At 58.6% G+C, this 26268-nt stretch carries 26 protein-coding genes; 13 read left to right on the plus strand and 13 right to left on the minus strand.

What is annotated here, in order from left to right:
* Window positions 1-147: 147 nt before the first annotated feature.
* From J3A98_RS09980 to J3A98_RS10000, 5 genes are all read right to left on the minus strand, one after another.
* Window positions 148-1623, minus strand: coding sequence for a PepSY domain-containing protein (locus J3A98_RS09980; RefSeq protein ID WP_339533541.1), 1476 nt, complete (start codon window positions 1621-1623; stop codon window positions 148-150).
* A 5-nt stretch (window positions 1624-1628) separates the two neighbouring features.
* Window positions 1629-3782 (minus strand): TonB-dependent receptor, encoded by a 2154-nt coding sequence (locus J3A98_RS09985; protein ID WP_129932988.1) that lies wholly within the window; start codon window positions 3780-3782, stop codon window positions 1629-1631.
* Between the two features lie 71 nt (window positions 3783-3853).
* Window positions 3854-4243, minus strand: coding sequence for a DUF2946 family protein (locus J3A98_RS09990; protein WP_209965719.1), 390 nt, complete (start codon window positions 4241-4243; stop codon window positions 3854-3856).
* A 128-nt stretch (window positions 4244-4371) separates the two neighbouring features.
* Window positions 4372-5655: a DUF2254 domain-containing protein gene (locus tag J3A98_RS09995; RefSeq protein ID WP_209965722.1), complete on the minus strand. Its 1284-nt coding sequence runs from the start codon at window positions 5653-5655 to the stop codon at window positions 4372-4374.
* A 31-nt stretch (window positions 5656-5686) separates the two neighbouring features.
* Entirely contained in the window at window positions 5687-6559 is an 873-nt protein-coding gene (locus J3A98_RS10000) for a LysR family transcriptional regulator (RefSeq protein WP_209965724.1), read from the minus strand.
* 101 nt (window positions 6560-6660) lie between these two features.
* On the opposite strand from J3A98_RS10000, the gene J3A98_RS10005 reads away from it, so the two are divergent.
* Both J3A98_RS10005 and J3A98_RS10010 read left to right on the plus strand, forming a co-directional pair.
* Entirely contained in the window at window positions 6661-7074 is a 414-nt protein-coding gene (locus tag J3A98_RS10005; protein ID WP_209965727.1) for a VOC family protein, read from the plus strand.
* 158 nt (window positions 7075-7232) lie between these two features.
* A complete protein-coding gene (locus J3A98_RS10010) occupies window positions 7233-8555 on the plus strand; it encodes a cation:dicarboxylase symporter family transporter (RefSeq protein ID WP_209965729.1) in 1323 nt (440 codons plus the stop codon).
* Here the strand turns inward: J3A98_RS10010 and folE2 are convergent.
* From folE2 to J3A98_RS10025, 3 genes are read right to left on the minus strand one after another with little or no spacing between them, the layout of a single operon-like run.
* A complete protein-coding gene (gene folE2, locus J3A98_RS10015) occupies window positions 8552-9457 on the minus strand; it encodes a GTP cyclohydrolase FolE2 (protein ID WP_209965731.1) in 906 nt (301 codons plus the stop codon). The genes J3A98_RS10010 and folE2 overlap by 4 nt on opposite strands.
* A 50-nt stretch (window positions 9458-9507) precedes the next feature.
* Complete coding sequence (zigA, locus tag J3A98_RS10020) at window positions 9508-10725, minus strand: zinc metallochaperone GTPase ZigA (RefSeq protein ID WP_209965734.1); 1218 nt, start codon at window positions 10723-10725, stop codon at window positions 9508-9510.
* A 46-nt stretch (window positions 10726-10771) separates the two neighbouring features.
* Window positions 10772-11173: a Fur family transcriptional regulator gene (locus tag J3A98_RS10025; protein WP_020190656.1), complete on the minus strand. Its 402-nt coding sequence runs from the start codon at window positions 11171-11173 to the stop codon at window positions 10772-10774.
* 129 nt (window positions 11174-11302) lie between these two features.
* Here J3A98_RS10025 and J3A98_RS10030 point away from each other — a divergent pair, with 129 nt between their 5' ends.
* Window positions 11303-12469: an N-acetylmuramoyl-L-alanine amidase gene (locus J3A98_RS10030; protein WP_209965736.1), complete on the plus strand. Its 1167-nt coding sequence runs from the start codon at window positions 11303-11305 to the stop codon at window positions 12467-12469.
* 31 nt (window positions 12470-12500) lie between these two features.
* On the opposite strand, the gene J3A98_RS10035 is transcribed toward J3A98_RS10030, so the two are convergent.
* Entirely contained in the window at window positions 12501-13487 is a 987-nt protein-coding gene (locus tag J3A98_RS10035; protein WP_176684186.1) for a helix-turn-helix domain-containing protein, read from the minus strand.
* Between the two features lie 131 nt (window positions 13488-13618).
* On the opposite strand from J3A98_RS10035, the gene J3A98_RS10040 reads away from it, so the two are divergent.
* Window positions 13619-14836, plus strand: a complete 1218-nt coding sequence (locus J3A98_RS10040; protein ID WP_176684187.1) for an S-(hydroxymethyl)glutathione dehydrogenase/class III alcohol dehydrogenase — start codon at window positions 13619-13621, stop codon at window positions 14834-14836.
* Window positions 14837-14894: 58 nt separating this feature from the next.
* On the opposite strand, the gene hemB is transcribed toward J3A98_RS10040, so the two are convergent.
* Window positions 14895-15914, minus strand: a complete 1020-nt coding sequence (hemB, locus tag J3A98_RS10045) for a porphobilinogen synthase (protein ID WP_209965738.1) — start codon at window positions 15912-15914, stop codon at window positions 14895-14897.
* A complete protein-coding gene (locus J3A98_RS10050; RefSeq protein ID WP_176684189.1) occupies window positions 15911-16345 on the minus strand; it encodes a DUF4440 domain-containing protein in 435 nt (144 codons plus the stop codon). The genes hemB and J3A98_RS10050 overlap by 4 nt, the downstream gene beginning before the upstream one ends.
* Window positions 16346-16442: 97 nt before the next feature.
* Here J3A98_RS10050 and hisI point away from each other — a divergent pair, with 97 nt between their 5' ends.
* The 3 genes from hisI to dksA are packed head-to-tail and all read left to right on the plus strand — an operon-like array spanning window position 16443 to window position 18636.
* Window positions 16443-16856, plus strand: coding sequence for a phosphoribosyl-AMP cyclohydrolase (gene hisI / locus J3A98_RS10055; protein WP_209965740.1), 414 nt, complete (start codon window positions 16443-16445; stop codon window positions 16854-16856).
* Window positions 16853-18199 (plus strand): dihydroorotase, encoded by a 1347-nt coding sequence (locus J3A98_RS10060; protein WP_209965742.1) that lies wholly within the window; start codon window positions 16853-16855, stop codon window positions 18197-18199. The genes hisI and J3A98_RS10060 overlap by 4 nt, the downstream gene beginning before the upstream one ends.
* Window positions 18200-18231: 32 nt before the next feature.
* Window positions 18232-18636 (plus strand): RNA polymerase-binding protein DksA, encoded by a 405-nt coding sequence (dksA, locus tag J3A98_RS10065; RefSeq protein WP_209965743.1) that lies wholly within the window; start codon window positions 18232-18234, stop codon window positions 18634-18636.
* Window positions 18637-18881: 245 nt separating this feature from the next.
* Here dksA and J3A98_RS10070 read toward each other — a convergent pair whose 3' ends face one another.
* Window positions 18882-19574 (minus strand): HAD family phosphatase, encoded by a 693-nt coding sequence (locus tag J3A98_RS10070; protein ID WP_209965745.1) that lies wholly within the window; start codon window positions 19572-19574, stop codon window positions 18882-18884.
* 310 nt (window positions 19575-19884) lie between these two features.
* Between J3A98_RS10070 and J3A98_RS10075 the strand changes: the two genes are divergently transcribed.
* The 6 genes from J3A98_RS10075 (at window position 19885) to J3A98_RS10100 (ending at window position 25614) form a co-directional block, all read left to right on the plus strand.
* Complete coding sequence (locus J3A98_RS10075) at window positions 19885-20856, plus strand: ornithine cyclodeaminase family protein (protein ID WP_209965747.1); 972 nt, start codon at window positions 19885-19887, stop codon at window positions 20854-20856.
* Window positions 20857-20875: 19 nt separating this feature from the next.
* Window positions 20876-21838 (plus strand): threo-3-hydroxy-L-aspartate ammonia-lyase, encoded by a 963-nt coding sequence (locus J3A98_RS10080; RefSeq protein ID WP_245355166.1) that lies wholly within the window; start codon window positions 20876-20878, stop codon window positions 21836-21838.
* 143 nt (window positions 21839-21981) lie between these two features.
* The gene (locus J3A98_RS10085; RefSeq protein WP_209965749.1) at window positions 21982-23256 is read left to right on the plus strand and encodes a dicarboxylate/amino acid:cation symporter; all 1275 of its coding nucleotides are present in this window, start codon (window positions 21982-21984) and stop codon (window positions 23254-23256) included.
* A 38-nt stretch (window positions 23257-23294) separates the two neighbouring features.
* Window positions 23295-24425 (plus strand): asparaginase, encoded by a 1131-nt coding sequence (locus J3A98_RS10090; protein WP_245355164.1) that lies wholly within the window; start codon window positions 23295-23297, stop codon window positions 24423-24425.
* Between the two features lie 61 nt (window positions 24426-24486).
* On the plus strand, window positions 24487-24873 hold the full coding sequence (locus J3A98_RS10095) for a RidA family protein (protein ID WP_209965751.1): 387 nt from the start codon (window positions 24487-24489) through the stop codon (window positions 24871-24873).
* 45 nt (window positions 24874-24918) lie between these two features.
* Window positions 24919-25614: an RraA family protein gene (locus J3A98_RS10100; RefSeq protein WP_209965754.1), complete on the plus strand. Its 696-nt coding sequence runs from the start codon at window positions 24919-24921 to the stop codon at window positions 25612-25614.
* A gap of 21 nt (window positions 25615-25635) precedes the next feature.
* On the opposite strand, the gene J3A98_RS10105 is transcribed toward J3A98_RS10100, so the two are convergent.
* The gene (locus J3A98_RS10105) at window positions 25636-26262 is read right to left on the minus strand and encodes a PAS domain-containing protein (RefSeq protein ID WP_209965756.1); all 627 of its coding nucleotides are present in this window, start codon (window positions 26260-26262) and stop codon (window positions 25636-25638) included.
* Window positions 26263-26268: the final 6 nt, after the last annotated feature.

Here is a 26268-nt window from a genome sequence, read left to right on the forward strand (position 1 = left end):
GTGCTACGTTGAAGTTGATCCGGTGTTTTACTCTTGGCAGGGTTTTCATCGGGTCAAACAAAAGCCGGGGCGCATTACCGTCCCGGCTTTTGTTTTTTCAGTGATCAGCGGCAATCGCTCAGGCCGCTGCCAAACACGAAAGGAGGCTCAACCGCGAACTCGAGTGGTCATTCTGCGTAGCCTTCGCCAGCCTAGTACGACGCCGCTGAGTGAAACCACCAGACCGCCGATGCTCAAGGCGATGATCAGGCCTTCGCGTAACACCGGCCTTTGCAGCAGTGGCTGCAGATCCCAGCTGTGCAACAGGTTGAACAGCCAGCGACCGGTGCGTTGCCTGGCGTCGTGGCTGGCTACCACTTCTGCACTGGCCGGGTCGAGGTAGACCCACGTGCTGGCAGGGTCGTTGAAGCGCAGGCGCAGTACCGGCAGTGGGCGGCTCTGGAAGCCGTACATGCTCTGGGCGTCACGGGTGAAATAGTAGGCGTCATAGTGCCCTTGCCAGTTGGCCTGTACCTCGACGCCTGCCGCCATCGCACGGGCTGCTGTCAGCAAGCGTTGTTCTGACAATGCCCGCGCCGGCGGCGCGCCGGCTTCCAGAATCCGGCTATCGCCGGCGGCATTGCGGGCAACCAGGAAGGTGTCGCCGCCCAGGCGTTGCCACTGGATTTCGACAGGGTTGAACCCAGGCTCCCGGCCCAGGCTGGCCATGGCCTGGGCAACCGTCTGGCCGATATCCATCGCGCGTAGCGGCCCCTGACGTAGCGCCTGGGGGGCCAGCTGCGAACGACTGTCGGTCACACCCCAGGGGCGCATCGACATGAGACCGCTGAATACCCACAGCACCAGCACCGTGCCGAACAGTAGCCCGCCAATATGGTGCCAGCGCAGCCAGCCGCCAGAGTAGGGGCTGCACGAGCCGCTGCGATAGCGCTTGCGCAGCCGCAGGCGCAGTATGCCAACGGTCATGCCCAGGAGCGCCATGACCGTTGCGCCCAGGGACAGGCCGATCACCAGGGTACGCCAGCCGTTGTCGAAGCCGAACCCGCCCCGTAGCGGATAGAGCCAATGCAGCCATGCACCGACCCAGTTCCAGGCACGCTCCTGGGCGGTGGCGTCACGCACCACTTCGCCGGTGCGGCTGGACAGGTACAGCCAGGTGCCGGCTGTATCGTCTACCTGCACATAATGCAAGGGGCGGTCGCCATCCAATGCCCTGGAGTGGGTCCACATGTCCTCGTCCACGGTGCCCAGGTAAGCCAACCCAGCGTCACCAGCATACTGCCGGGCATTGGCCAGGGCCCAGGCTGCGTCGGCCCGAGCCAGAGGTTCGCCGCTGGCGGCATCGAGGATGACGCGACGACCGTCGGCCAGTTCCAGCAGGTAGTGCGCGCGCCCGCCCAGGCTGGTCAGGCGCAGCGCCTTCAGCGGCTGTTGCGCCCAATGCTCGGGCAACTCGGCGCAGCACCCCGCCGGCAAAGCCGGCAGGTGGGCGAGGCGCTCAGCCGGTGTCAGCTTGGGGTAGCCGACGTACAGCATGACCACCCCGGAGACGAACCACAGCGCCATGAACAGGCAGGCGACGATGCCCAGCCAGCGGTGCCACAGGTACAGCTGGCGCTTCACGCTCATCAGTAGCGCCACTGCACAGCGACTTCGAGGCTGCGCGGTTCACCCAGGTAGTACTGGGTGTTGGTCTGGTGGATGAAGCGGGCATACACCTCGTCGGTGAGGTTGCGCAGCCGCGCGCTGACTTGCACGTGCTTGTCCAGGTCGTGGGTCATGGACAGCCCGTAGACGGTGTACGACGGTACCCATGCGGTGTTGGCGGTGTTGGCGTACACCGATGAGACATAGCGGGCATCGGCCCCGACCTGCCAGCCGGGCGCCAGGTCGTAGGTCAACCAGAGGTTGGCCACGCGGTCGGGGATGTTGACCGGGTTCTTGCCCTTGCGCGAGTACACCACGCCGCCGATGGTCTCGTTGAATTCATCGTATTCGGCATTCACCCAACTGAAGTTGCCTGCCGCCAGCAGCTTGGGCGTGACCTTGAACGAGGCTGCCAGCTCGATGCCGGTGGAGGTCTGCTGGCCCGCCTGCTCGGTGGTGTTGGGCACGGTCGAGGAGGGCACGGAGATATCTTTGCGCACGATGCGATACGCCGCTGCCGTGGCCGAGCCGCGGCCGTCGAGGAAGTCGAACTTGCTGCCTACTTCGACCTGACGGCCGGTGCTCAGGTCGAAGTCGCCGACCTGGCTGATCGAGGCGCTGGTCAGGGTACCGCCTGGTGGTTCGGCCGAGGTGCTGTATTGGGTGTACAGGCTGACGTTGGAGGTCAGGTCATAGACCAGGCCCAGGCGACCGGTGATGGCGTCCCAGCGTCGGTCCAGCCTGGCTCGCGCCACATGGTCGACCACGTCGAAGTCGATATGGTCGTAGCGCAACGCGGTGATCAACGACAGTTGATCGGTCAGGCGGGTACGGTTCTCGACGAAGGCCGAGGTGGTGTCGGTGGTGGTGGTTCTGCCCTTGGTCATGGGCGCGTCCATACCGGGGATATCGAGGAAGTGCCCGGGTTCGAAGCCGTTCGGGTCAACCGTGTCGAATGCCCCCTTGGACAGCGGGTAGTTGGTTTGCTGGTTGGTGCTGTAGTCCATGCCGAACGCCCAGTCGCTGGCCAGGCCGAACAACTGGCCCTGGTGGGTCAGCTCGAGCTTGTCGCCGTTGACCTCCTGGTCGTGCCGCTGGCGATAGCCGCCCGAGCGAGCGATGGCGCTGTTGTCGGCGTTGTAGCGATACACCTCGAGATTGCGGTAATCGCGCTGGCCGTTGTAGTGGTAGAAGGTATTACGCAGTTGGGTGTTGTCGTCGAAGCGGTAGTCGGTGATCGAGCGCAGCCACCGTGTGCGCTGCTCGTAGCGACCGTCTTCGACATTGTAGTTGTTGAAACGGTTGTGCTTGTCGATGTGCAAGGTACCGACCAGTGGCTGCAATACCGGTGTGCCCCAGTAGGGGCTGTCCTCTTGCTCTTCCAGGTATTCGATGGCCAGCGTGTGCGAGAGCTGATCGTTGATGTCGCTAAGCAGCGAGAAAGCCAGGTTGCCGGCCCCATTCTCCTGCCGATCGATATAGCCGTTGGTACTGGTGCGGCTGTAGTCGAGGCGGGCATAGTGGCGCGGGCCGTCGCCCGTGTTCAGCGCCTTGTTGAAGGCGACCGACGTTTCCATGGTGTCGTAGCGTGCATAACTGACGCGCCCTTCGAAGGTGTCTTCGTCACGGCTTGCCAGCCGGGTGATGAAATTGAGGCTGCCACCGACAGCGCCGCTGCCGTTGAGGAATGAGGATGGCCCGCCGAGCAATTCGACGCGGTCGTAGATCCAGGCGCCCACCGGGCGCGCCGCGCCGCCATACTGCAAATTGATGCCATTGAACAACTGGCTGATCTGGGCACCGTTGAACCCTCGGTACGACACATATCCGCCCCAGCCGGGCGGAGCCGAGGCGTTAACCCCGGGCAGTGCATTGGCGGCGTCCTGGAAGTTACGTGCGCCGATGCGCTCCATGGTCTTGCGGTCGGCAACGCTGATGGAAGCGGGGTTCTCCCTGGCGCTGAGGTTCAGCCGCGAGCCGCTTTCGATGGGGCGATCAAGGTCAAGGCTGGTTGCCTCCTTGGGTTGATTGGCTGTGGCCGTGACATTGCTGGCTGGCAGGGTCAGGGTGTCATCCTGCGCCCAGGCACAGGTTGCGCTGCCAACGAGCAGCGCCAAAGTGGTCATGCGGAACATGCAAGGCTTCCTGGCTGAAATCGGTGAGCACACGCCAGTTGCCGATCAAGCGGCAGGGGGACGTGGCGATGTCAGAACGTGAGAAGCGAAGCAGGAGAGGCGCGGGGATTGACCAGTGGCCAACGCTGCTTGGGCAGGCGTGGCGGAGGTTGGCTGGGTAAGGGGCTGCCCGGCTCTCCGGCGAGCAGGGTCAGCAAGCCGAAAAATACGGCCAGCAGCGTGGCGCTGAACAGGCTGGCGATGACGCAGTCACCGCCGGCAGGCAGGGTCGCGTCGCTGAAGTCTTGCTCACCTTGGAACATGCCGCTGCTGTCGGCCGTACACCAGGCGGCGTTATCCATGCCAGCCAGGCGCAACCCGGCCATTTGCCCATGGCCCATGGCGCACAACAACGAGCCGAACAGGATGCTGAAATACAGCACCCAGGCGACATGTGATCGTGTGTGTTGGGCCAGCTTCATGGCGGGACTCGGCGTGACAACTGAATGATCGGGTTTGGAGGTTGGCGACGGATTCTACATCTTCTGAAGCATCTGAACAGGGTGATTTTTCAAGCGCGAACATTCAATCGGGTACAGGCGCACGAGACTTATTGAACACCTATGAGTTCGGCAGCGAGAGCGCGGAGTTCGTCCTTGTCCTGTTGCAGCACAAGCCCATTGCCCGCGTGCGCAAGCAATCGCGCGGCATGCCGGCTGCAGGCGGGTTGAAATGCACGGGGGTTGATGTGCGCCAGGCTGACAAGGGCTTTGATCAAGCGCAGATTGACCTCTTGTAAAGCCGCGCCGTCCCGGCTGATCGGTGCAAAAAAATCGTCAAACAGGTCATCCGCCAGCAGTGCATGAACATAGACCTGCGGGCATTCGTTATCCGTGCTTTGCGCTACGGGATGCAGTTTCCCCCAACACGTCAGGCAGCGAATGCCGCGGCCAATGATGTCGATGACTGTACCGGGATCATTTACCGCAGGGGACAGCGCTCGCGAGGCGATCTCTGACAGCACCGAAAGCCCGAAGCGCGGGTCATGCTCGAACGTTCTCCTGAGGCCGATGGTCACGGCAGCGAAAATCTCGAGGTCCAGCGCGCCATTGTCATCGAGCGGCTCGCCATTCACGGCCACGGCCCGTGCCACCACCATACCCTCATGGACAAAGGTGCCAGGCAGGACTTCGAGATAAATTCGAATCTTGGTGTCCGTCGCAATCTTGTTTAGCGTAAGGACATCAATGTGCTGTACATAGCCTGTCTGGCCGCTTTTCACTTCATGGGCTACCCCAGCAAGCTTGAGGTCAGGCGGGTAGGCTGCACCGCCCAGATAGGGGTGTTCAACACGCTGCTCGATGGCTTTGATCACAGCTTTTTCGACGCGGTCGATCGTCTCGCCCACGCGCCCTAGTTTGGAGAGGTGATCAATCCAGCGCAGCAAGGTGTAGATGATCAGAACCACAACCGCAATCGTCACGGTGAAAAGCACTACACGACCTTGTGTACCGTAGGCTCCGGTGCTCAGTGCAATGATACCGACGAGGCTGAAGAGAAAGGACCCGATAAAAGTGGCCAGAGCGTTCTGGGTCGTGGCGTCCTCCATGACCAACGAAGTGGCGCGCGGGGTTACACCACTGCTGGCGGCACTGTAGGCCGAGACCATTGTGCTCAGCGAAAACGTCGTGACGGCAAGCATGCTCGAGGCGATGATGCCCAATATCTTGTCAACCGCATCTGCACCGATACGGGCAGGCAAGGTGACGGGGACCGCATCCTTGAGCACCACGGCCACCAACGCTGTAACCACTCCCAACAGGGAGAAAAGCGTTGCTCTGAACCAGAGACGCTTGGCAATTCTCGTAGCCAACCAACGCCAGCGAGCTATCATGAAGACCTCCTGTTGCCGAGAGTGTAGGCCCTTATGGGAAGTTGCAGTTATTCATAAGCTGTTCCTTCAATACCTCCACAGCTTTAGGCCTTCTGGGGGTGGACTTGTAAAGCAGGACGACCTGGCGCATGTAGCTGTCAGCCTCCGACACGGGTGTTGCATGTACGTCGTCAGTCTTCAATCCCGCCCAGTACGGGACAACAGAAGCCCCCATGCCTTTTGCGACCATGATGTGGATTGCATCTAGCGCATCCAGATTACACAGCACGTCGGGCTGCAGGTTATTGTCATCCAGGTATTGCTGTGCAATCTGCCCACCCCAGGCATTTGAGTCATATCGAATCAGGTTTCGCCCAAGAATCGTCGAGCGGACGTCGCTTTTGTCAATGGGGTCTTTGGTCAAAAGCATCAGGGGTTCTTCTCGAAGCACCTGCATACGCAAGGTTTTAGGGACAGTGAAGGGCGGACATACCATGATTCCCGCATCAAGCGCTCCGGAAGCCACGTGTTCGTAAAGACTGCGCGAGTCCCCTGGCGTGATGCGCAGCCTTAATTGCGGGGCAATGCTTGATAGCTGATTCATGGCATCCGGCAATATGCCTGTCAACGCCGTAGAAATCGCGCCGATCTTGAGATAACCGGATAGGCAACTGGTGTCCAGATCTTCTTTCAGCTCTGCTGCCCCCTGGATCAGATCTCGAATTTTCGGCAACAACGACAGGCATTTCTCGGTCGGTTCGACAGCATGTGCGCTGCGGTTCAGGAGTTCGCACGCCAGCGATTTCTCGAGTGCTTGTATACGTTGGCTGACTGCAGGTGCTGTCAGGTTTTCCCGTCGAGCCGCCGCTGCAATCGAGCCAGTTTCTATTACTGCCATCAGGCTTTCGAGAAATCGAGTGTCCAAAACATTTCCTTTCGCTGAGAGATGGAAAAATGCGCTTTAGCACGTGTGCGAGGCTACGTTAACCTCCCCAAAAGTTCTATCAGAAACCCAAGAGGTTAGTTATGAAATCGTTATTTCATGTTTCATACCATGTTACAGATCTCGAAGCATCTCGTAACTTCTACGGTGACATTCTCGGCTGCAAAGAAGGCCGCGCGAGTGAAACTTATGTGGATTACGATTTCTTCGGTCACCAGATTTCGCTTCACAAAGGTGTTCCTTTTCCAACGACCCGTACTGGTAAAGTCGGCGACCATGAAGTGTTGATGCCGCATATCGGCTTGGTGCTGCATCTGGATGACTGGTTCGCGATGGCAGACCGCCTGGCGTTTCATGGTGTGCAGTTCGACATACCGCCGGTTGTACGATTCCCTGGCCAACCTGGGGAGCAGCGAACGATGTTTTTCCTGGACCCCAGTGGCAACCCGATCGAGATCAAAGGGTTCAAGGACTTTGAAGGTGTATTTGCCACCTGATTGGCATAATCGTCCGGGACGCGCCTCCCGCTTTGTCTGCGTGAGATAAGAGGCGTGTATCGGTGAGTGGCCCTTCAATAAAAATAACAGGTTCCAACGAAGTGTTTGGCATTTTTGCCGGCCAATGTACAGTCCAAATTATAATAACTGGAGGACGTATGGCAAAGACTAGTCTGGTGACTAGAATTATTTTAGGGCTTGTGCTCGGGGTTGTAGTGGGGGCACTTCTCAATTTCTTTCCCGAGTACAAAGCCTGGGTAATCAGCAGCCTTTTGCAACCCGCCGGCGATATTTTCATCAAGATGATGAAGATGATTGTCATACCCCTCGTGTTCGCGTGCATGGTCGGCGCGATCGCAGGCAATGGTGATAGCAAGGCGATAGGGCGGGTAGGGGTTAAAGCCTTGTTCTACTTCTTCGTCGTGACCAGCATCGCAATTGTGTGCGGCTTGTTGGTTGGCAATCTCGCGCAGCCAGGCGTAGGTGCCAACTTGACGACCCTGGCAAATACCCAAACGCTCTCGCTTCCCTCTACCTCGGAGAGCACAGGGTTTGGTCAAGTCATCCTCAACATCATCCCGGACAATATCGTCGCTGCAATGGCGCAAGGAAAACTGCTGCCTGTCCTGTTCTTCTCGGTCATGTTCGGCTTTGGGCTAAGTGCTCTGGACAAAGAGAAGAAAATGCCATTGATCGCGGTAGTCAATGCCATTTCCGCGACGATGTTCAAGGTGACGCATATCGTGATGCACTACTCACCCATCGGGATCTTTGGCCTGATCGGCGTGACGGTCGCCAACTTCGGGCTTTCTGCGTTGCTGCCACTGGCAAAACTGATTGCCGTCACCTACGTCGCGGTCATTCTGTTCGGCGTGGTCGTGCTGGGCGGCATAGCGAAGGTTGCAGGGATCAACATCTTCGACCTGATCAAGGCGATCAAGGATGAGTTGATCCTGGCGTTCAGTACTGCCGCCTCGGCGACTGTCATGCCCCAGCTGATTGAAAAGGTCGAGGCCTATGGTGCGCCGCGTTCGATTGCTACGTTGGTTATTCCTACGGGTTATTCCTTCAATCTGGATGGTGCATCGCTGTTCGTGGGCATCGGCACGCTGTTCATCGCGCAGCTCTATGAAATTCCCCTGAGCCTGGCTGACCAGGCGATGCTGATCATCATCATGGTGCTGACCTCCAAGGGCGCAGCCGGCGTCCCGGGGGCCATGTTCGTGATCTTGACCGCTACGCTGACCAGTGCCGGCCTGCCTGTGGAAGGTATTGCGTTCATCGCTGGAGTCTATCGCTTGATGGACATGCCGATCACGGCGCTGAATGTCTTGGGCAACGCACTGGCGCCTCTGGTGGTGGCGAAGTGGGAGAACCAATACCGGATGCCTGCTGCCCCGATGGTAGCTGCCGAGGAGCGTTCGCAGGCGACGACGGTTGCTGCGAGCGTTTTCGTCGAAACCGTCGACAAACCGGCTTAGCCAGGGGCCTGCGGGGTAGACCAGGCCGAGGCGTCGTGCGGATGCAGGCTTTCCAGGTGGCGGACGTGCACCTGGGTGTCGCGATAAGCGCTAAGGCATACCTGTATGCGCCGCGCAGCGTCCTCGACGAACATCAGGTTCTGCCCGTTGAGCGCTGCGAAAGCCTGTTCGTCAGCCCGTTTCACGGCGGTCTGAACCGGCGTGCGCAAAGCGCCTTCGACTTGGTCGATCAAGGCCAGCAACCCGAGATCCGGAGCATCGGCAGGCACCGTGACGCGCACTCGAGCTTCGCTGCGTTGGCTATGCGGCGTCGCCAGCGACGCGTTGCTGCGCAGCCACTGCGCGACGGCGCTGGCTTCGAGCAGTGGCTGGTCCTTGAAGGTTCGCAGGAAGCCGTCCTCAATCAACTGCCGGGAGAGAGCGGCCGAGCACGGGCAGGTCGAGGAGTAGCCGATCCTGACCTCGATACTCAGGTTCAGCGCCCCGCCGACCTTCGTCGCGAGCACGTGAACCGGGTACGACTTCCAGCCAGAGAGGCCCTCGGTCACCAGTGCAGGGCGGCGAACCAGCAGGTCGAAATCCAGGCGCAACCTGGCATTGCGGCTTTCGCAATCCTGATGGCTGTCGATCATCTCCTGCAACAGCGCAAAGAGGCTTGCCGGCGACACCGCCGCGGCCTGCCCCCAGGCGTCCAGCAGGCGATACAGCCTGGACATGTGAATGCCTTTGACATGCGGTGCCGGCAGGTCGACCTGGACATCCGCCCGGGCGTGCAGCTCACGCTGGTAGGTCGGTTCTTGGATCCTTACCGGCAGGTCGATACCCTGCATGCCGACCCATTGCAGCGGGCTGAGGCTGGGGGCCAGGTCGGTGACGGAAACGTCGGGTAATGCTGAGCTCATCATGTATATCCAGTGGTGGGAGCCTTGCACGTGGCAGCAAGGCGTTTGAATCAGTTCCAGCCGGGGAAGGGGTTGGTCAGCTTCATCCAGCCTTCCGGTCCCTGGGCCATTTCCTCATCGGTCAGCAGGCAGGCATCGAAACGCGCCCGCAGCGCTGCCTCGTCCATTTCCATACCGATCAGCACCAGCTCCTGGCGGGCATCGCCAACGTCCTCGTGCCATTTCGACCTGATGTGCAGGACCGATTCGCTGTCGGTCGGCCAATGTTCCTCGGGAACGGCCGCCCACCAATAGCCTGCCGGGCCATGGCGCGCGACGGCCCCGGCCTGGGACCAGTTGCCGGCCATGGACGGCTCGCAGGCGAGCCAGAAGTAACCCTTGGAGCGCACCACCCCAGGCCATTCGCTTTCCACCAGCGCATGGAAGCGGTCAGGGTGGAAAGGTCGGCGGGCACGGTAGACGAAGCTGGCGATGCCATATTCTTCCGTTTCGGGTGTGTGGGTGCCGCGCATTTCCTGTAGCCAGCCAGGCGCTCGTGAGGCCTCGTCGAAGTCGAACAGGCCGGTGTCCAGCACGCGATCAAGCGCGACCTTGCCGAACTCGGCGATTTCGACTTTCGCCCTTGGATTGAGGGTATTGAGGATGGCCATCAGGCGATCGCGCTCTTCGCCACTGATCAGGTCGGTCTTGTTCAGTACGATGACGTCGCAGAACTCGATTTGCTCGATCAGCAGGTCGACCACGGTGCGCACGTCTTCCTCGCCCAGCGATTCACCGCGTGCCTGCAGGCTGTCGCGCGAGCTGTAGTCGCGCAGGAAATTGAAGGCATCGACCACGGTGACCATGGTGTCGAGGCGTGCCACTTCGCTGAGGCTACGGCCGTCCTCGCCTTCGAAGGTGAAGGTTTCCGCCACCGGCAGTGGCTCGGAGATGCCCGTCGATTCGATGACCAATTGGTCGAAACGACCCTCTTTGGCCAGACGGTCCACTTCGAGCAGGAGGTCTTCGCGCAAGGTGCAGCAAATGCAGCCATTGCTCATCTCCACCAGCTTTTCGTCGGTGCGTGACAGCTCGGCGCCACCCTCGCGTATCAGTGCGGCATCGATGTTCACATCGCTCATATCGTTGACGATCACCGCGACTCGCCGGCCTTCGCGGTTGTTCAGAATATGGTTGAGCAGGGTAGTCTTGCCGGCTCCGAGGAAGCCGGAAAGTACAGTGACGGGCAGCCGCGCGGCTTCGTTGGTATGGGGGACAGGGGTGCTCATCGGGAGGCCTCATGATAAAGGGTGGTGCGCATGCGTGCGGCTCTGCTCAGTCCTCGCCTGCATCACGGCGAGTACAGGCGGCGCATTTACCGTGCAGCTCGATGACCGAGCTGCACAGCGAAAACACGTTCTGTTTCATCCAGTGCCCCAGGGCCTGGTTCAGGTGCGGTACGTTGAACTCATCGACATGGCCGCAGCTGTCGCAGATAGCGAACGCTCTGAAACCTGCTTCGCACTGGCTTGGGCAGGTGCAGCTGACATAAGCGTTCAAAGACTCCAGCCGATGAATCAACCCTTGTTCGGCCAGGTGGCCCAGCGCGCGGTAGATCTGCGTCGGCGCCCTGACACCTTCATTGCGCAGGCTGTCCAGAATGGCGTAGGCACTGAGCGGCTTGTCGGCTTGCTGAAGCGCCGTCAGGACACGTTGCTGATTGCTGGTCAGTTGCATGCAGGTCTCCTTCCGTTGGCGGGCAGTCTTCATTTTGTTCTGGATGCGGGATGTTATAAAGTAACAATAATAAAATGGCTAGCGAAATTGCCCGAGGCTTCGCTGGTTCGCAGGTCAATGGGAGTGCATATGGATCGTCGCCGAGTGCTGAAATTACTGCTTGCATGCCTGGCATTGCCGCTGCCTCTTGCGGCGCAAGCCGGGCAGGCGGTTAAACGGGTTTGGGTGAGCCGGTCGGGCAGCGTCACCAAGGTGTCGCTGGAGCTGACCGGGCCGGTGGCGGCGAAGCATTTCAGCCTCGCGGCGCCACCGCGGTTGGTTCTTGATCTTCCTCAGGCCAGCCTGCAGGCGTCACTGAACGATCTCGCCCTGGACGGCACTGCCGTCACAGCCGTGCGCAGTGGCATCACCGCGTCCGGTGACTTGCGTATCGTGCTGGACCTGGCCGACTCGGCAGTGCGCGGCGAAGTCCGCTCGCTCAGCACCGGGAGGCATGGCCTGGAGTGGGTACTCACTGGGCCGCCGGTGGGCGTTGCGCCGGTAGCTGCCAAGCCCTTGGCGCGACAGCGCGACCTGTTGATCGTGGTAGATGCCGGGCATGGTGGCAAAGATCCCGGTGCAGTAGGGGCCAAGGGCGAGCAGGAAAAGCGCGTTGCGTTACAGATCGCCAAGTTGCTGGCCAAGCGCATCGATGCACAGAAAGGCTACAAGGCACGCTTGGTACGCAGTGACGATGTCTTCATTCCGCTGCGCAAGCGCGCCGAACTCGCTCAGCGGCTGAACGCGGACTTGTTCGTTTCGGTGCATGCCGATGCTGCACCGCGACTCACGGCGTCTGGGGCATCGGTGTTCGCCTTGTCGCAAGGGGGCGCGACGTCGTCGATGGCGCGCTGGATGGCGCAGCGGGAAAACGATGCCGACAGGGTCGCCGGGGGATTGCCGATCAAGCTGCGCGTGCGCGACCCCATGGTCGCCGGCGTGCTGCTGGACATGTCGATGAACTCGACGATCGCCACCAGCCTGGATCTCGGGCATCAGGTGCTCTCGCAGCTTGGGCAGGTGTCGGGCCTGCATCAAGCGCGGGTGGAACAGGCAGGTTTCGCCGTGCTCAAGTCGGCGGCAGTACCCTCGATCCTGGTCGAGACCGGTTTCATTTCCAATGCCGGAGATTGCCGGCGGTTGCATGATGCCCGTCATCAGCGCAAGGTCGCGGAGGCGATATTCGCCGGGCTGGACAGCTACTTCCGCCAGAAACCACCGGCTGGCAGCCTGATCGCGGCCAGGAGGCAGGCGTGATCCACGCTGCGTTCCTGCAATGGCACAGGCATCATTGTGCGCGGGATCGCTCCCGGTAGCGCCGTGGGGTGAGCTTGAGGTTGCGCTGGAACACCCGGCGCATCTGCTCTTCCGAGCCGAAACCGCATTGGTCGGCAATGCGCTTGAGTGCAGTGTCCTCGTCCACCAGTAACCGCCTTGCCTTCTCCATCCGCGCGCGCTCGATGAATGCCAAGGGAGAGCAGCCCGATTCCTTGTGGAACAATCGGCGCAAGTTTCGACTGCTCATGTTCGCGCGTTCGGCGAGTACCTCCAGGCTCAGCGGGCGATCAAGATTTTGCAGGATCCATAAGCGTAGGCGCCTGATCGCGGAGTGCGGGGTCATCTGGCTGTCCAGGTGCTGGCTGAACTGCGACTGGCCACCCGGGCGCTTCAGGAATACCACCAGCTCGCGGGCAATTTGCAGGGCCACTTCCTGGCCGAGGTCCTGTTCTACCAAGGCCAGGCTCAGGTCGATGGCAGCTGAAACGCCAGCACACGTCCATATTCGCCCTTGCTCGATGAAGATGGCATCGGAATTGACATTGACCGCGGGGTAATCATTGGCCAGCTTACTGGCGACGCTCCAGTGGGTGGTGACATCCAGGCCGTCTACGACCCCTGCTTGGGCAAGAAAAAATGCCCCCGAGCAAACACCTACCAGCCGATTGATGCGAGATGCGGCCTGCCTGCACCAGTCGACGATCAGCCGCTGCTCGGCAATCGCCGTGCCAATGTCACGCGCGCCGACAATCAACGCGGTATGAGGGCGTGGACTCGTACGAAGATCTTCGGCTTCCAGGGAGATCAAGGTGTCCGAACCTACCAAGCCGGGTTGTGGTGCCACCAGATGCAGGCTGTAGGTCGGAGGCAACCCTTCGGCCGCCTGACGTTTGTTGGCGTAGTCGAAAACGGTGAGTGCACCTACCGCCTCGATTGATTTGAAACCGGGGTAGATGACTATGTGCACCCTGCGTTCAGAAGTGGCTTCGTCAAACATTCGCAATCGAACTCCTTGGGCGCTTGCGGACAGATTTCGTACGGATCAGGCCACTTTCGGCCGCGTGGTCTGGCGCACGGAATCGCGCAGGTTAATGTTTTAGAGCGTTATAACATTACATTGAGAGACACATGAAAACACGCGCAGCTATCGCCTGGGGGCCCAATCAACCTCTTGAGTTCGAAGAGATCGACTTGCAGGGGCCGAAAGAGGGCGAGGTGCTGGTTCGCATCGTCACCACGAGCCTTTGCCACACCGATGTATTCACCCTGTCCGGTCGGGACCCGGAAGGGAAGTTCCCGTGCATTCTGGGGCATGAAGGCGTCGGAATCGTCGAGGACGTGGGGCGGGGTGTCACCACTGTCAAGCCAGGCGATCACGTGATCCCGCTGTATACGCCGGAGGATCCGAACTGCCCATTCATCAAGTCCGGCAAGACCAACCTTTGCCAGACCATCCGCAAAACCCAGGGGGAAGGGCTGATGCCCGATGGCACCAGCCGTTTCTCCTACAAGGGCCGCACGATCTTTCATTACATGGGCACTTCCACATTCAGCGAATACACGGTCCTGCCGGAAATCGCCGTGGCCAAGATCGACCCTGCGGCACCACTGGCCAAGGCCTCGATCATGGGCTGTGCGATTCCTACCGGGATCGGTGCGGTGCGCAATACCGCCAAGGTGCGGCCCGGTGACACGGTCGCGGTATTCGGCCTGGGCGCCGTCGGCATGGCGGTCATTCAGGGCGCGGTATTACAGGGGGCGGGGCGGATCATCGGGATCGACGTCAACCCGAATAAGTTTCCGTTGGCCCTTTCCCTGGGGGCGACCGAGTGCGTCAACCCAAGGGATTTTCGCGAGCCGCTGCAGAACGTGATCATCGATATGACCAACGGCGGTGTGGATTTCTCGTTCGAATGCGTCGGTAATGTGGAATTGATGCGTGCAGCCCTTGAGTGCTGTCACAAAGGGTGGGGCGAAAGCATCATCATCGGCGTGGCAGGGGGCGGGGAGGAGATCGCCACGCGGCCTTTCCAGCTGGTTACCGGTCGCGTCTGGAAAGGCAGCGCGTTCGGCGGGGTGCTGGGGCGTTCCGAGTTGCCGGGGATGGTGGACGAGTGGTTGCGTGGGGAAATCAATGTCGACCCCTACATCACTCATAACATGGATCACGAATCGTTGAATCATGCGTTCGATCTACTCAAGCGCGGCGAAGCGATTCGCTCGGTCATTCATTATCGGGAGCGCGAGACCCTAAGCCACGATTTGCCTGGGGTGATCCTTGACCGCGACGGGCGCGTGATTGCAAAACCAGCACCCGAGCGCCCGGCTCCCACCCCTTTGACATGAAAATCTGAACGGGCGGACGCATTCACACCATCGGCGTGAATGCGTCCGCCAAGGCCACTCAACCCCGTTTCAGCCGCGTGGCGGCCTCCAGAGCGAAGTAAGTCAGGATGCCGTTGCACCCCGCACGTTTGAACGCCATCAATGCCTCCAGGATGACCGTGTCCGGATCCAGCCAGCCCTGATTGATCGCTGCCTTGAGCATCGAGTATTCACCGCTGACCTGGTAGGCGAATGTCGGCACGGCAAAGGTTGCCTTGACCCTTTGAATGATGTCCAGGTAGGGCATGCCGGGTTTGACCATCACCATGTCGGCGCCTTCTTGCAGGTCCAGCGCTACTTCGCGCAGGGCTTCGTCGCTGTTGGCCGGGTCCATCTGGTACGTGCGCTTGTCGCCTTTGAGCGTGGCCGCCGAGCCCAGCGCGTCGCGGAACGGGCCGTAGAAGCCGGACGCGTACTTGGCGGCGTAGGACATCAGACGCACATCGCTGAACCCGGCCAGGTCCAGCGCGGACCTGAGCGCGCCGATGCGCCCGTCCATCATGTCCGAAGGTGCCAAGGTATCGATGCCGGCCTGGGCCTGGACCACGGCTTGGGCCGCCAGTACCTGCAAGGTCTCGTCATTGGCCACGCGGCCTTGGCGCAGCACGCCGTCGTGGCCATGGTCGGTGTAGGGGTCCAGTGCGACGTCGCCGATCAAGCCAAGGTTGGGGAATGTGGCCTTGAGCAACCTGGCGGCGCGGCAGATCAGGTTGTCCGCGTCGAGGGCATAGCTGCCCTCACTGTCCTTGCGCTGCGCCGGGGTAGCGGGAAACAGGGCAATGGCCGGAATGCCCAGCTCGACCGCCCGACCTACGTGATCCGGCAATTCGCTCAGGCTCACCCGTACCTGGCCCGGCATGGCAGTGATCGCCTCGCGTGTACCTGAGCCTTCCTTGAGAAAGACCGGCCAGATCAGGTCATCGCAAGACAGGCTGTTTTCAGCTACCAGACGACGCGTCCATTCGTCAGCGCGGTTACGGCGCAGGCGCGTGGCCGGGAAAGAGCCCGTTGAGTTCGGGAAGTGGTCCACGGCTTTCATGCCTCGATGGAGGAATGGTGGCCGGTGATCAGCCACTGCTGCTCGATTCGTTCGAAGGTGAACAAAAAGCGCGCTGGCACTACCCGTTGCTCGCCGTCTTCGCGGTAGACAAAGGTGTACTGGCCGCCGACCACCACGGTGCCCAGCTTGCGGCTGACGCGTTTTTTGAACAACTGGATGTCACAGACCAGCCCGTCGTTGGCGAGGAAATTTTCGAAATAGTTGCGACGGCTGTCATCGCAGTCACGCACTTGGTTGGACAGGGTCGGTACCAGGATCGCATCCGGCGCATACAGCGCCAGTACCTGATCCACATCACGGGTAGCCACAGTAGCGGCCCAATGGTAGAGCGCTGCTTTGGCACCTGCCAGGCATGCCAGTTCGGTGTCGGCGTAGGTTTCGGTGGAAGGGGCGGGGCGTGTTTCAGTCATGGCGTTGTACCTGCGCGAGTCGAAAAGATGAACAGTAGGGGCGTAATCTGCTAAGTTAACAGTGTTATAACATAACATTTACAGCAGGTTGCAAATCATGTTCCTTACCCTTGAGCAGGCAGCAGCGGATAGCCGCTTTGCCTTGACCGATGTGCTTCGCCACATACCCTGGAGCCCCCAGGGGCTGATCCCCGCCATCACTCAGCAGCATGACAGCGGCGAGGTGCTGATGCTGGCCTGGATGAATGAAGAGGCGTTGCTGGAAACCCTCGAGACCCGGCGGGCCTGCTACTGGTCGCGTAGCCGTGCGCGCTTGTGGCGCAAAGGCGAAACCTCGGGGCATGTTCAGCATGTCCATGACGTGCGGCTGGACTGTGATGGCGACGCGTTGTTGGTGTTGGTAGATCAGCAGGGGGCCGCCTGTCACACGGGGCGTCGCAGCTGTTTCTACAACGCGATCGAGGGTGATCAGGTAGTGGTGACGGGTAACCCGGCCGAGGTGGGCGCATGAGCCGGATCATCATTCGCAATGCCCGCCTGGTCAACGAAGGTGCCCTACAGGAGGCCGATGTATTGGTCGCCCATGGCCGCATCGAAAAAATCGCCCGCAGCATCGCGGGTGTCAATGCGCCGATCGAAATCGACGCCCGTGGCCAATGGTTGCTCCCCGGCATGATCGACGACCAGGTGCATTTTCGTGAGCCTGGCGCTGCGCACAAGGGCACCATGGCCAGTGAGTCGCGCGCAGCAGTGGCGGGCGGTATCACCAGTTTCATGGACATGCCGAACACCAATCCTGCGACACTTTCTGTCGACGCCCTTGACGATAAAAAGGCACGGGCCGCGGCGTCCTCAGTAGCCAACTATGGATTTCATTTTGGCGTGAGCAAAGACAACCTGGATATCGTTGCGGGGCTCGATCCTCGTCGCGTTGCTGGGGTGAAGGTGTTTATGGGGGCATCTACGGGAGACATGCTCGTTGATGATCCCAAGGTGCTTGAGCGCCTCTTTGACTGCGTGCCCACGATCCTATTGGCGCACTGCGAACACACGCCTTCAATCCTGGCTAATGAGGTGCGCTACCGGGAGCAATTCGGTGATTTCATACCGCCGGAGATGCATCCAAAAATTCGTGATGTGGAGGCGTGCTTCCGTTCCTCCCGTTTGGCGGTGGAACTGGCTAACAAGTTCGGTACAAGGCTGCATGTGCTGCATCTGACTACGGCCAAAGAGCTGGGGTTATTCGAGCCTGGGCCGCTGGCAAGCAAGCTGATCACCGCTGAGGTTTGCGCGCACCATCTGCTGTTCGATGACCATGATTATGCAAGCCTTGGGAATCTCATCAAGTGCAATCCCTCCATCAAAACTCGTGAGGATCGAGATGCTTTGCGGCAAGCATTGCTCTGTGACCGTATCGATGTGATTGGCACTGATCATGCGCCTCACACCTTGGCGGAGAAGCAGCGGCCATATGCATCGGCGCCTTCAGGCCTGCCGCTTGTGCAGCATGCGTTTCCGGCTCTTTTCGAACTGGTTGAAGAGGGCGTTCTGCCGATCACTCAGCTGGTGCGCAAAACCAGCCATGCGGTCGCCGATTTGTTCGCCATTCATGAGCGTGGGTACCTGCGCGAAGGCTACTGGGCGGATCTGGCATTGATTGAGCGGCTTGAAAGTCCGCGCCCCGTCAGCCTTGATCCCATCTTGGCTCACTGCCAGTGGACGCCGTTCCAGAATCATCGACTGCGTCATCGTGTCAGCACCACGATCGTATCTGGGCAGATTGCATGGCACGAAGGGCGGCTTAATGAGGGTTGCCAAGGGTTACCACTCGCCTTCGGTGCGCAGCGTTCCTGATAAATCTAATTACTGATGTGGAAGCGACCGACATGACCGAACAAGAACTGCTATCACTGCCCGATGAGGCCTACATGGATGCTGCACAGCAGGAGTTTTTTCGCGAGCTCTTGCTGTCTCAGCGGGCGGAGCTTCAGGAGCGCATCTCCGGAGAGTTCCAGGTGATGCGTGAGTTTGAGCCCAGCAGCGATCCTTCCGATCTAGGGACGGTTGAAGAGCAGAGGCAGTGGCAGTTACGGCTTCTGGAGCGCGAGAAAAAGCTCTTGGACAAGATTGATGAAGCTTTGGAGCGAATCTCGCGCGGGGAATATGGGTGGTGCAAGGAGACCGGCGAGCCCATTGGCTTGCGGCGGTTGCTCTTGCGGCCTACAGCAACGCTCAGCATCGAGGCAAAAGAGCGGCAGGAGCGCCAAGAGCGTCATATGCGTGAAAGCTGACTTTAGTCCATAAGACCGTACGCGCTTCCGCGGGACTGGCGAACGCTAACCTGCCCGAGGGGCTCAGGCTAGATTCTGAGCCCATCGCAAGTCGTTTTGGCTATGTCCAGAAACCTCAAATGACGCTTCGTGCTTTGTGCAAAGAGGTGCAGTCATCTGCCGCGAGTGAGGCATGAGTCGACATAGTAAAAAGATGCATCGGCACCGGGCTGGGGCCGATCTTCAACTGCTGATCGTGTTACGCCTCACGCGAGAGCACCCGCTTCGAGTGGTGGCATTGCGCACTGTGTGCGTGCGTCACAAATTTGCTCAATCACGCGCGCAATTTCACTGAAGTTCTCAACGACGTAATGAGCACCTTCGGTCTGCAGGCGATGCTTGGGAACCTGGGAGGCAAATGCGATGACGGTAAGACCGGCAGCAACTGCAGCCTGGACACCAGGCACGGAATCCTCCACAGCAATGCATTCAGCGGGAGTGAGCCCCAGGTCAGCAACAGCGTTGAGGTAAACGTCGGGTGCTGGCTTTGGCCTAGCCTTGCCGGCGGTCGGCGAGTGGAAGGAAGAGAAATGTTCGGTCAATCCAGCTTTCCCCAAGACGAATTCAATATGGCCGACGCTCGCGTTCGACACAATGAATTTCGGAAGGGCAATTTTGCGAAGGGTTTCTTCCGCGCCAGGAATAGCCAACAGCTGAGCCTCGAGCATGGGGCGAAGCGTTGAGACAATCAGCTGGGGTAGGTTGTCTGGCAGCGCGCTGCCGAAATGAACTGCCAAGCGCTCCAGACAATGAGCGCGAGTAAACCCGAGAAAATCCTCAATCCACATTTCCGGCGTCAGCTCGATCGCGAGCGCCTCACGGGCCACTCGTTGAAATGCGTCGAACGCGAGTCGCTCGCTGTCCACCAGGGTACCGTCGCAATCGAAAAGTACGTTCATGGCTTACTGAATTCTCACGAGTAGGGCGGGTAAGTCCGGAGCCGGGATCGGGCTGCCGTTTCAATAAAGCGAAAGACCATAAGGTTGACTGTACTTTTTGTCAATTTCTAGACGAAATGAGTCGTTGTCATCATCTTCAAGAGTCCGCACGGATCTCCCAGGCAGCAGCCCGCCTCGCATTAGGCGCCTTGTTTTTCTGGCCCAAGCCTGAAAAAGGCGGTGACCAACGGCTCCTGCAGCCACCTTTACAGATAGTCCAGAACTAGATAATGTGTCTGAAATCGTGATGTGATTGTCTAGGCGCTACAGAATGTCGAAGATCGAAACGCTCAAAATTTTGGATAGGGACTGCGTAAACGCGCTGGTCTCGCCCGAGCAGATTCTTTTTGCAGTACGTGAGGCTTTCTACCTGCACAGTGCAGGTGAAGGTCAGGTATTCCCCATCGTGAGAGAGGCGCTCAGCACGGGCGGGGTTTTTGGTATCAAATCTGGCGGAATCTCCAGCCAAGGCGTGCTGGGATTCAAGGCGGCTGGCTTCTGGCCCAACAACCGTAGCTTGGGTGGTGAGCCTCATCAGGCCACGATTCTCCTGATCGATCCAGTGACTGGTCGGCCTCTCTGCATGATTGATGGCAATACCATCACCACGTTGCGTACAGGCGCAGCCGGGGCGCTGGGATTGGAAATCCTGGCCCGGCAGGACAGCACCAAGCTGACCGTTTTCGGTACAGGCGTTCAAGCCAGCATTCAAGTGGACTATGCGCTGCGCGTGATGCCAGGCATCAAGTCGGTGACCTATCTGACATTTGATGGGCAGCCTAATTCCCAGTTCGAAGCTCAATTTGCTGATCGTTGTGTGGTGCAGCACAGCGCTTCGGCAAATGAGGCGGTTTCGAATAGTGATGTTGTGATCACTGCGACTCCTGGTGGGCAGGTGCTGTTTGACCTCGATGCAGTGAAGCCCGGCACGCATATCAACTGCGTGGGGGCAGACACCAAAGGGAAGCGGGAAGCTCCAGCGGGATTGCTGGAGAAATCGAAGATCATTGTTGATGACCGCGATCAGGCTATCCAGATCGGGGAAACCCAATGGGCTCCTTTCATGCCGGTAGTCGAAATCGGAGATTTGCTGACCGGGGAAGCTGATTTTTCACGCAACGCTAACGACATCACGGTCTTCGACATGACGGGCTTGGCACTTCAAGACTTGACCGTTGCCCGTCTGTTGTTCGAGCAAGCGAAGATTGATGGTGTGGGCCACGATATCTCTTGGCCCTGGTAATTAGTTGAGGACTCAAGTCATGCAAATCACCCTGCCAACCTATCAGGATGTCATTGAGGCATCGGAGCGACTCGAAGGGGCCGCTAATATCACGCCGGTTCTGACCTCCCGCACCATCAATGCGGAAGTCGGTGCGGAGGTCTTCTTTAAATGTGAAAACTACCAGAGAACGGGTTCCTTTAAATTCAGGGGCGCCTACAATTCGTTGGCCAAGTTCACTGCTGAGCAGCGGGAATCTGGCGTTGTGGCGTTCTCTTCCGGTAACCACGCGCAGGGGATCGCACTGGCAGCTTCAATCCTGAAGATACCCGCGACTATCGTCATGCCGATTGACGCACCAGCTGCTAAGGTGGCGGCGACCAAGGGCTACGGTGCCGAGGTCATTTTTTACGATCGCTATACCGAAGACCGCGAAGCGATTGGCCGGTCACTTGCCGCCAAACACGGTATGACCCTGATCCCGTCCTATGATCATCCCGATGTTCTGGCTGGCCAAGGCACAGCTGCCAAGGAGCTTTTCGAAAGCGTTGGCGAGCTGGATGTGCTGTTCGCTGGCTTAGGTGGCGGCGGGATGCTGTCCGGTACCACGCTTTCTACCCGTGCGCTTTCACCTGCCTGCACACTCATTGGTGTGGAGCCGGAAGCGGGTAATGATGGTCAGCGGTCTTTCAACTCTGGCGAGATCGTACACATCGATACGCCGGACACCATTGCTGACGGCGCTCAGACACAACACCTGGGTAATTACACTTTCCCGATCATCCTGAACGGCGTGAACCGCATCGAAACGGTGACCGATGCAGAGCTGGTCGAGGCGATGAAGTTTTTTGCCCAGCGTATGAAAATGGTAGTTGAGCCAACAGGGTGCTTGGGCTTGGCTGCTGTTCGTAAGTTCAAGGATGAGCTGAAAGGCAAGCGCGTCGGGGTCATCATTACCGGCGGCAATATTGATATCGACAAGTTTGGTCGATTCCTTCAATAAAAATTAGATCTTTGCGTTAAAGCTACGCCTATGGGTGTGACTTCACCTGATGGCGAAGCTTTGCCGAAATATTGATGTTTCAGTAATTCTGCCCAAACAAAAATGGCCATGGATAAACATGGCCTCGATAATAAGAGGTGAATATGAAAAGCCGCTTTATTGTAAAAGCGATTGTGGTCGGTATGGTGCTCGGTGTAGCACTTGGAGGCGTCTTGCACAGCCAGCTGGATGCAGCCGGTGCGAAGGAGATCTCCACCTACCTAAACATGATAACTGACGTCTTCCTTCGTCTGATCAAGATGGTCATCGCTCCACTCGTCCTCGCAACGCTCGTCACGGGCGTGGCCAGCATGTCGGGCAGCGGTTCGATTGGTCGTGTAGGTTTCAAGGCCATTTCCTGGTTTCTAATCGCATCGCTGGTGTCGCTTGGCATCGGTTTGGTGCTCGCCAACCTGTTCCAGCCAGGCACTGGGCTGAACTTGACGGTCGACCCTAACCAAGCAGTGAATACCGGATTGAGCGCAGGTTCTCTGAGCCTTCCAGTCTTCCTGTCCCATGTCTTCCCCCGCAGCATTATCGAGGCGATGGGCAGCAACGAAGTGCTGCAGATTGTTATCTTCTCGTTGTTCTTCGGCAGCGCACTGGCCTTCGTCAAAGGCAAAGGCAAGTCGCTTATTGTCGACGTGCTTGAAGAGCTCGCCAACGTCATGTTCAAGGTCACTGACTACGTCATGTACGTAGCACCGTTTGCAGTATTCGCTGCAATTGCTTCCACGGTGACCGTGCATGGTTTGGAGATGGTGATGACCTTCGGGAAAATGGTCGCACAGTTCTTCCTCGGTATTGCGTTGCTGTGGCTGTTGATCTCGTTGGCTGGTTATCTCGCTCTCGGGCAGCGAATGAAGCCGCTGCTGTCGCTCATGCGCGAACCTCTTCTGATCGCTTTCTCGACTGCCAGCAGTGAGGCGGCCTATCCGAAGACGATCGCGGCGCTGGAAAAATTTGGTGCAAACAAGCGTGTGACCAGCTTTGTGTTGCCTCTGGGCTACTCGTTCAACCTTGACGGCTCAATGATGTATCAAGCCTTCATCGTCATGTTCATCGCTCAGGCTTACAACATCGAGATGACGTTCGCCCACCAGGTCGTGGTGCTGCTGACTCTGCTCGTGATCAGTAAGGGAACCGCAGGTGTCGCACGTGGCTCGCTCGTTGTGCTGGCCGCAGGGCTGCCGATGATAGGGCTTCCGGAAGCTGGCTTGCTGCTCATTCTGGCCGTTGACCCAATTTTGGACATGGGGCGTACAGCCACCAACGTCTTCGGCTGCAGTGTTGCTACCGCTGTGATCGGCAGGCACGGCAATGCTGATGAAAAAGATGTCGCTGAGGGGCGCCTCGAAGGGTCAACCCAAGTCGTTTAACTCTACCGCTCACTAACAAAAAAAAGAGAAGCGAAATCATGTCCATCACTATCCAGAGCTCCAGCTTTCGTCAGTTTTTTACCCAGAAGCTGCTCGCCGCAGCAATGGTTTCACTGCTGACCGGTTTCGTTGTTGTAGCTCCCGCTTACGCTCAAGAGAAACCCATGAGTACAACCAATCAACAGGCAGCGTTGCCTCGCGTTCTTCTCCTGGCCACTGGTGGCACGATCGCTGGCTCAGCCGATAACCGCGGCAGCGGTGCCTACAACGCAGGTGCAATTGGCGCCCAGCAATTAGTCTCATCAGTTGCGGGTCTGGGTGATCTGGCTTCCTTGTCTGCAGAGCAGGTTGCTTCAATCGGATCGCAAGATATGTCCGATGACATCTGGCTAAAACTTGCCAGTCGCATTCAGAAAGCTCTCGACCAGGGAGAGGCTGACGCCGTTGTAGTGACTCACGGCACTGACACTATGGAGGAGACAGCGTTCTTCCTGAGTTTGGTACTGAAGACTGACAAACCTGTCGTGCTGGTAGGCTCGATGCGCCCAGCCACGGCTCTCGGTGCCGATGGCCCTGCCAATATCTACGAGGCTGTGCAGGTTGCTGTAGACAAGCAGTCCAAGGGCCGTGGCGTAATGGTCGTGATGAACGACCAGATCGACAGCGCGCGAGGCGTGACCAAGACGCACAGTACGAGTGTACAGACCATGCAGTCCCCGAACCTGGGGTCACAGGGCTATGTGGATCTTGGGCATGTCAGATTCGTAAAGCCTGCTGTTCCAGGGCAGCTGCTTAAACTACCGGAAGCGCCGCTGCCTCGGGTAGAGATCATCTACAGCCATAGCAACATGGACGCGCTGCAGATTGAGCACGCCATCGCTGATAAGGCCAAGGGAATTGTTTTGGCTGGCATGGGTGACGGTAACACCTCGAAAGCGGCATTGGCTGCTCTGGAAAAAGCGGCGGCTCAGGGCATCGTCGTGGTGCGCTCGACACGCGTCAGCAAGGGTTACGTCAACCGCAATGTTGAAGTGGATGATTCCAAAAGCGGCTTTGTCGCTTCAATGGATCTGAATCCTCAGAAGGCAAGGGTGCTTACCCAGCTGCTCATTGCGAACGGCGTCACAGACCCTCAAAAGGTTCAAGAAGCATTCTTGAACGGTCACTAAGTCTCATCGTCAAGCCGGTGCTTCGAGTATCTCGGGGCCCGGCTCACTTTTTAGGTTACCCATGAAAATAATTAGCACCGCTGATGCATCTACTCCTGCCGGCCACTATTCCCAAGGCGTGATTCACCAAGGCTCTCTTTACATCTCTGGACAGCTGCCGGTCAGCCCCGATGGGACTCATAACATCGATGCCTCCTTTGCTGAGCAGACCCAGCTGGCTCTGAACAACGTCATTGCGATTCTGGACGCGGCGGGGTGCAGCACCGCAGACCTGGTCAAGGTGACGGTCTATGTCGCTGGTGTGAAGCACTGGCCAGCGTTCGACCGGATTTACTCCGAGACACTGGGGAGCCATCGTCCGGCCCGCGCAGTTGTACCGGTGCCCGAATTGCACCATGGCTACCTGGTCGAGATTGAAGCGGTTGCGCGTGTAGCAACAGCTGCTTGAAGAGCTACCCATACGACCATTTCTGCATAATTCAGGAGATTGGCGATGCTCAATGTCGCTTCTAACGAAGCTTGGCCTACTGGCTTTCACATCAATGAATCCCCAGCTGGCGTGAGCGAGAAATGGCTGAATGAGTTCAGCCGGATCCCAAGCGCAATCATCAGTGACTGCCTGGGACGTAATGTCGGCGGTTTAGGGCTTCGTCCATATCATGGGCGGGGTCACATGTGCGGTTCTGCGATCACTGTTCGGGTTCGACCTGGCGATAACCTGATGACGCTGAAAGCGATTCAAATGGCTCGTCCGGGTGACGTCCTGGTGGTCGATGGCAGTGGCGATCAGACCCGAGCCATCATCGGTGGCATCATGCGAGCGATGGCGTTGAAGGCGGGTATCGCGGGTATCGTGGTCAACGGTGTATTGCGAGATCGTGACGATTGGCTGGATGGGAAAATGCCGATCTTTGCCCTAGGTTGTGTGCATCGCGGCCCGAGTACTGATGGTACCGGTGAGATCAATGTTCCAGTCTCCTGTGCTGGGCTAGTGGTCAATCCAGGCGACTTGGTCGTTGGTGATTCAGATGGCGTGGTTGCAATCGCCCAGGAACAACTGCCTGTTGTGTTTGAGCGGTGCCGCCAATTGCTGGATCGTGAAGCGATGATCATGAAGGGTATTGAGGATGGTTCGCTTGACCCTGATCGCTTCAACGCTCTGCTCAGGGCCAAGGGGTGTCCAGTCTGACAGCGGACAGACAAGCGGCCCTTATCTGGAGTCGCTGTACACTGTCGCTCGAGATACGCCGAGATGAGAGGCTACGGTTTCCATCGCTTTTCTAATCTCAAGCAAGCCGGCCTCTTTCAGCTCTTGAAGCAGAACTCTTCGGTCGGCTGCTTTCAACGCGCGGGGAGTGGTGGCTAAGCGAGCGGCAAATTGGTCAATCTTGGCCCGGATTGTCTCTGCACCACTGCTTTCCAAGGACTCGTGTGGGCGGTCTCCACTGAACGAGCCGAACTGCTCGATCATCCCCTGTAGGCCTCGGAACAGCGTGAGGTCGATATTCATGCACAGTGCCGCAACGTAACGACCGGTCGAGTCCTTGATGCCGATGGAGGTGCTTTTCACCTGGCGGCCATCTTTGAATTGGTTTGGATAGTTGGCGATGACCTGCGGGTAAGCCGGGTCGGCAATCCTCGCAAGTCCTAGCTCTGTGGCGGGGTGGCCTACCTCACGACCCGACAAGTTATTGTGAATGGCCAGGATCGCGTGTTCAGGATCACGAAGATCATGCAAAACGACTTCGCAAAAAGGGCTAAAGGTCTGACTCAAACCTTCAGCGATCTGCTCCATTTGGGAAATGAGAGCTTGTTGTTCGGGGGTAGTTTTCTTCATTTTTTG

Source organism: Pseudomonas sp. BP6, from assembly GCF_017875935.1.
GTDB lineage: Bacteria > Pseudomonadota > Gammaproteobacteria > Pseudomonadales > Pseudomonadaceae > Aquipseudomonas > Aquipseudomonas putida_Y.

What these genes read in the sequence shown, in the direction of transcription:
- J3A98_RS10095 (WP_209965751.1), top strand. Translation starts at nt 24,487, where the DNA reads ATGAAAATAATTAGCACCGCTGATGCATCTACTCCTGCCGGCCACTAT.
- J3A98_RS10100 (WP_209965754.1), top strand. Translation starts at nt 24,919, where the DNA reads ATGCTCAATGTCGCTTCTAACGAAGCTTGGCCTACTGGCTTTCACATC.
- J3A98_RS10025 (WP_020190656.1), bottom strand. Translation starts at nt 11,173, where the DNA reads ATGCAACTGACCAGCAATCAGCAACGTGTCCTGACGGCGCTTCAGCAA.
- J3A98_RS10060 (WP_209965742.1), top strand. Translation starts at nt 16,853, where the DNA reads ATGAGCCGGATCATCATTCGCAATGCCCGCCTGGTCAACGAAGGTGCC.
- zigA (WP_209965734.1), bottom strand. Translation starts at nt 10,725, where the DNA reads ATGAGCACCCCTGTCCCCCATACCAACGAAGCCGCGCGGCTGCCCGTC.
- J3A98_RS09995 (WP_209965722.1), bottom strand. Translation starts at nt 5,655, where the DNA reads ATGATAGCTCGCTGGCGTTGGTTGGCTACGAGAATTGCCAAGCGTCTC.
- J3A98_RS10105 (WP_209965756.1), bottom strand. Translation starts at nt 26,262, where the DNA reads ATGAAGAAAACTACCCCCGAACAACAAGCTCTCATTTCCCAAATGGAG.
- J3A98_RS10075 (WP_209965747.1), top strand. Translation starts at nt 19,885, where the DNA reads ATGTCGAAGATCGAAACGCTCAAAATTTTGGATAGGGACTGCGTAAAC.
- hemB (WP_209965738.1), bottom strand. Translation starts at nt 15,914, where the DNA reads ATGAAAGCCGTGGACCACTTCCCGAACTCAACGGGCTCTTTCCCGGCC.
- J3A98_RS10040 (WP_176684187.1), top strand. Translation starts at nt 13,619, where the DNA reads ATGAAAACACGCGCAGCTATCGCCTGGGGGCCCAATCAACCTCTTGAG.
- J3A98_RS10070 (WP_209965745.1), bottom strand. Translation starts at nt 19,574, where the DNA reads ATGAACGTACTTTTCGATTGCGACGGTACCCTGGTGGACAGCGAGCGA.
- J3A98_RS10035 (WP_176684186.1), bottom strand. Translation starts at nt 13,487, where the DNA reads ATGTTTGACGAAGCCACTTCTGAACGCAGGGTGCACATAGTCATCTAC.
- folE2 (WP_209965731.1), bottom strand. Translation starts at nt 9,457, where the DNA reads ATGAGCTCAGCATTACCCGACGTTTCCGTCACCGACCTGGCCCCCAGC.
- J3A98_RS09990 (WP_209965719.1), bottom strand. Translation starts at nt 4,243, where the DNA reads ATGAAGCTGGCCCAACACACACGATCACATGTCGCCTGGGTGCTGTAT.
- J3A98_RS10005 (WP_209965727.1), top strand. Translation starts at nt 6,661, where the DNA reads ATGAAATCGTTATTTCATGTTTCATACCATGTTACAGATCTCGAAGCA.
- J3A98_RS10090 (WP_245355164.1), top strand. Translation starts at nt 23,295, where the DNA reads ATGTCCATCACTATCCAGAGCTCCAGCTTTCGTCAGTTTTTTACCCAG.
- J3A98_RS10010 (WP_209965729.1), top strand. Translation starts at nt 7,233, where the DNA reads ATGGCAAAGACTAGTCTGGTGACTAGAATTATTTTAGGGCTTGTGCTC.
- J3A98_RS10080 (WP_245355166.1), top strand. Translation starts at nt 20,876, where the DNA reads ATGCAAATCACCCTGCCAACCTATCAGGATGTCATTGAGGCATCGGAG.
- J3A98_RS10030 (WP_209965736.1), top strand. Translation starts at nt 11,303, where the DNA reads ATGGATCGTCGCCGAGTGCTGAAATTACTGCTTGCATGCCTGGCATTG.
- J3A98_RS09985 (WP_129932988.1), bottom strand. Translation starts at nt 3,782, where the DNA reads ATGTTCCGCATGACCACTTTGGCGCTGCTCGTTGGCAGCGCAACCTGT.
- dksA (WP_209965743.1), top strand. Translation starts at nt 18,232, where the DNA reads ATGACCGAACAAGAACTGCTATCACTGCCCGATGAGGCCTACATGGAT.
- J3A98_RS10050 (WP_176684189.1), bottom strand. Translation starts at nt 16,345, where the DNA reads ATGACTGAAACACGCCCCGCCCCTTCCACCGAAACCTACGCCGACACC.
- J3A98_RS10085 (WP_209965749.1), top strand. Translation starts at nt 21,982, where the DNA reads ATGAAAAGCCGCTTTATTGTAAAAGCGATTGTGGTCGGTATGGTGCTC.
- hisI (WP_209965740.1), top strand. Translation starts at nt 16,443, where the DNA reads ATGTTCCTTACCCTTGAGCAGGCAGCAGCGGATAGCCGCTTTGCCTTG.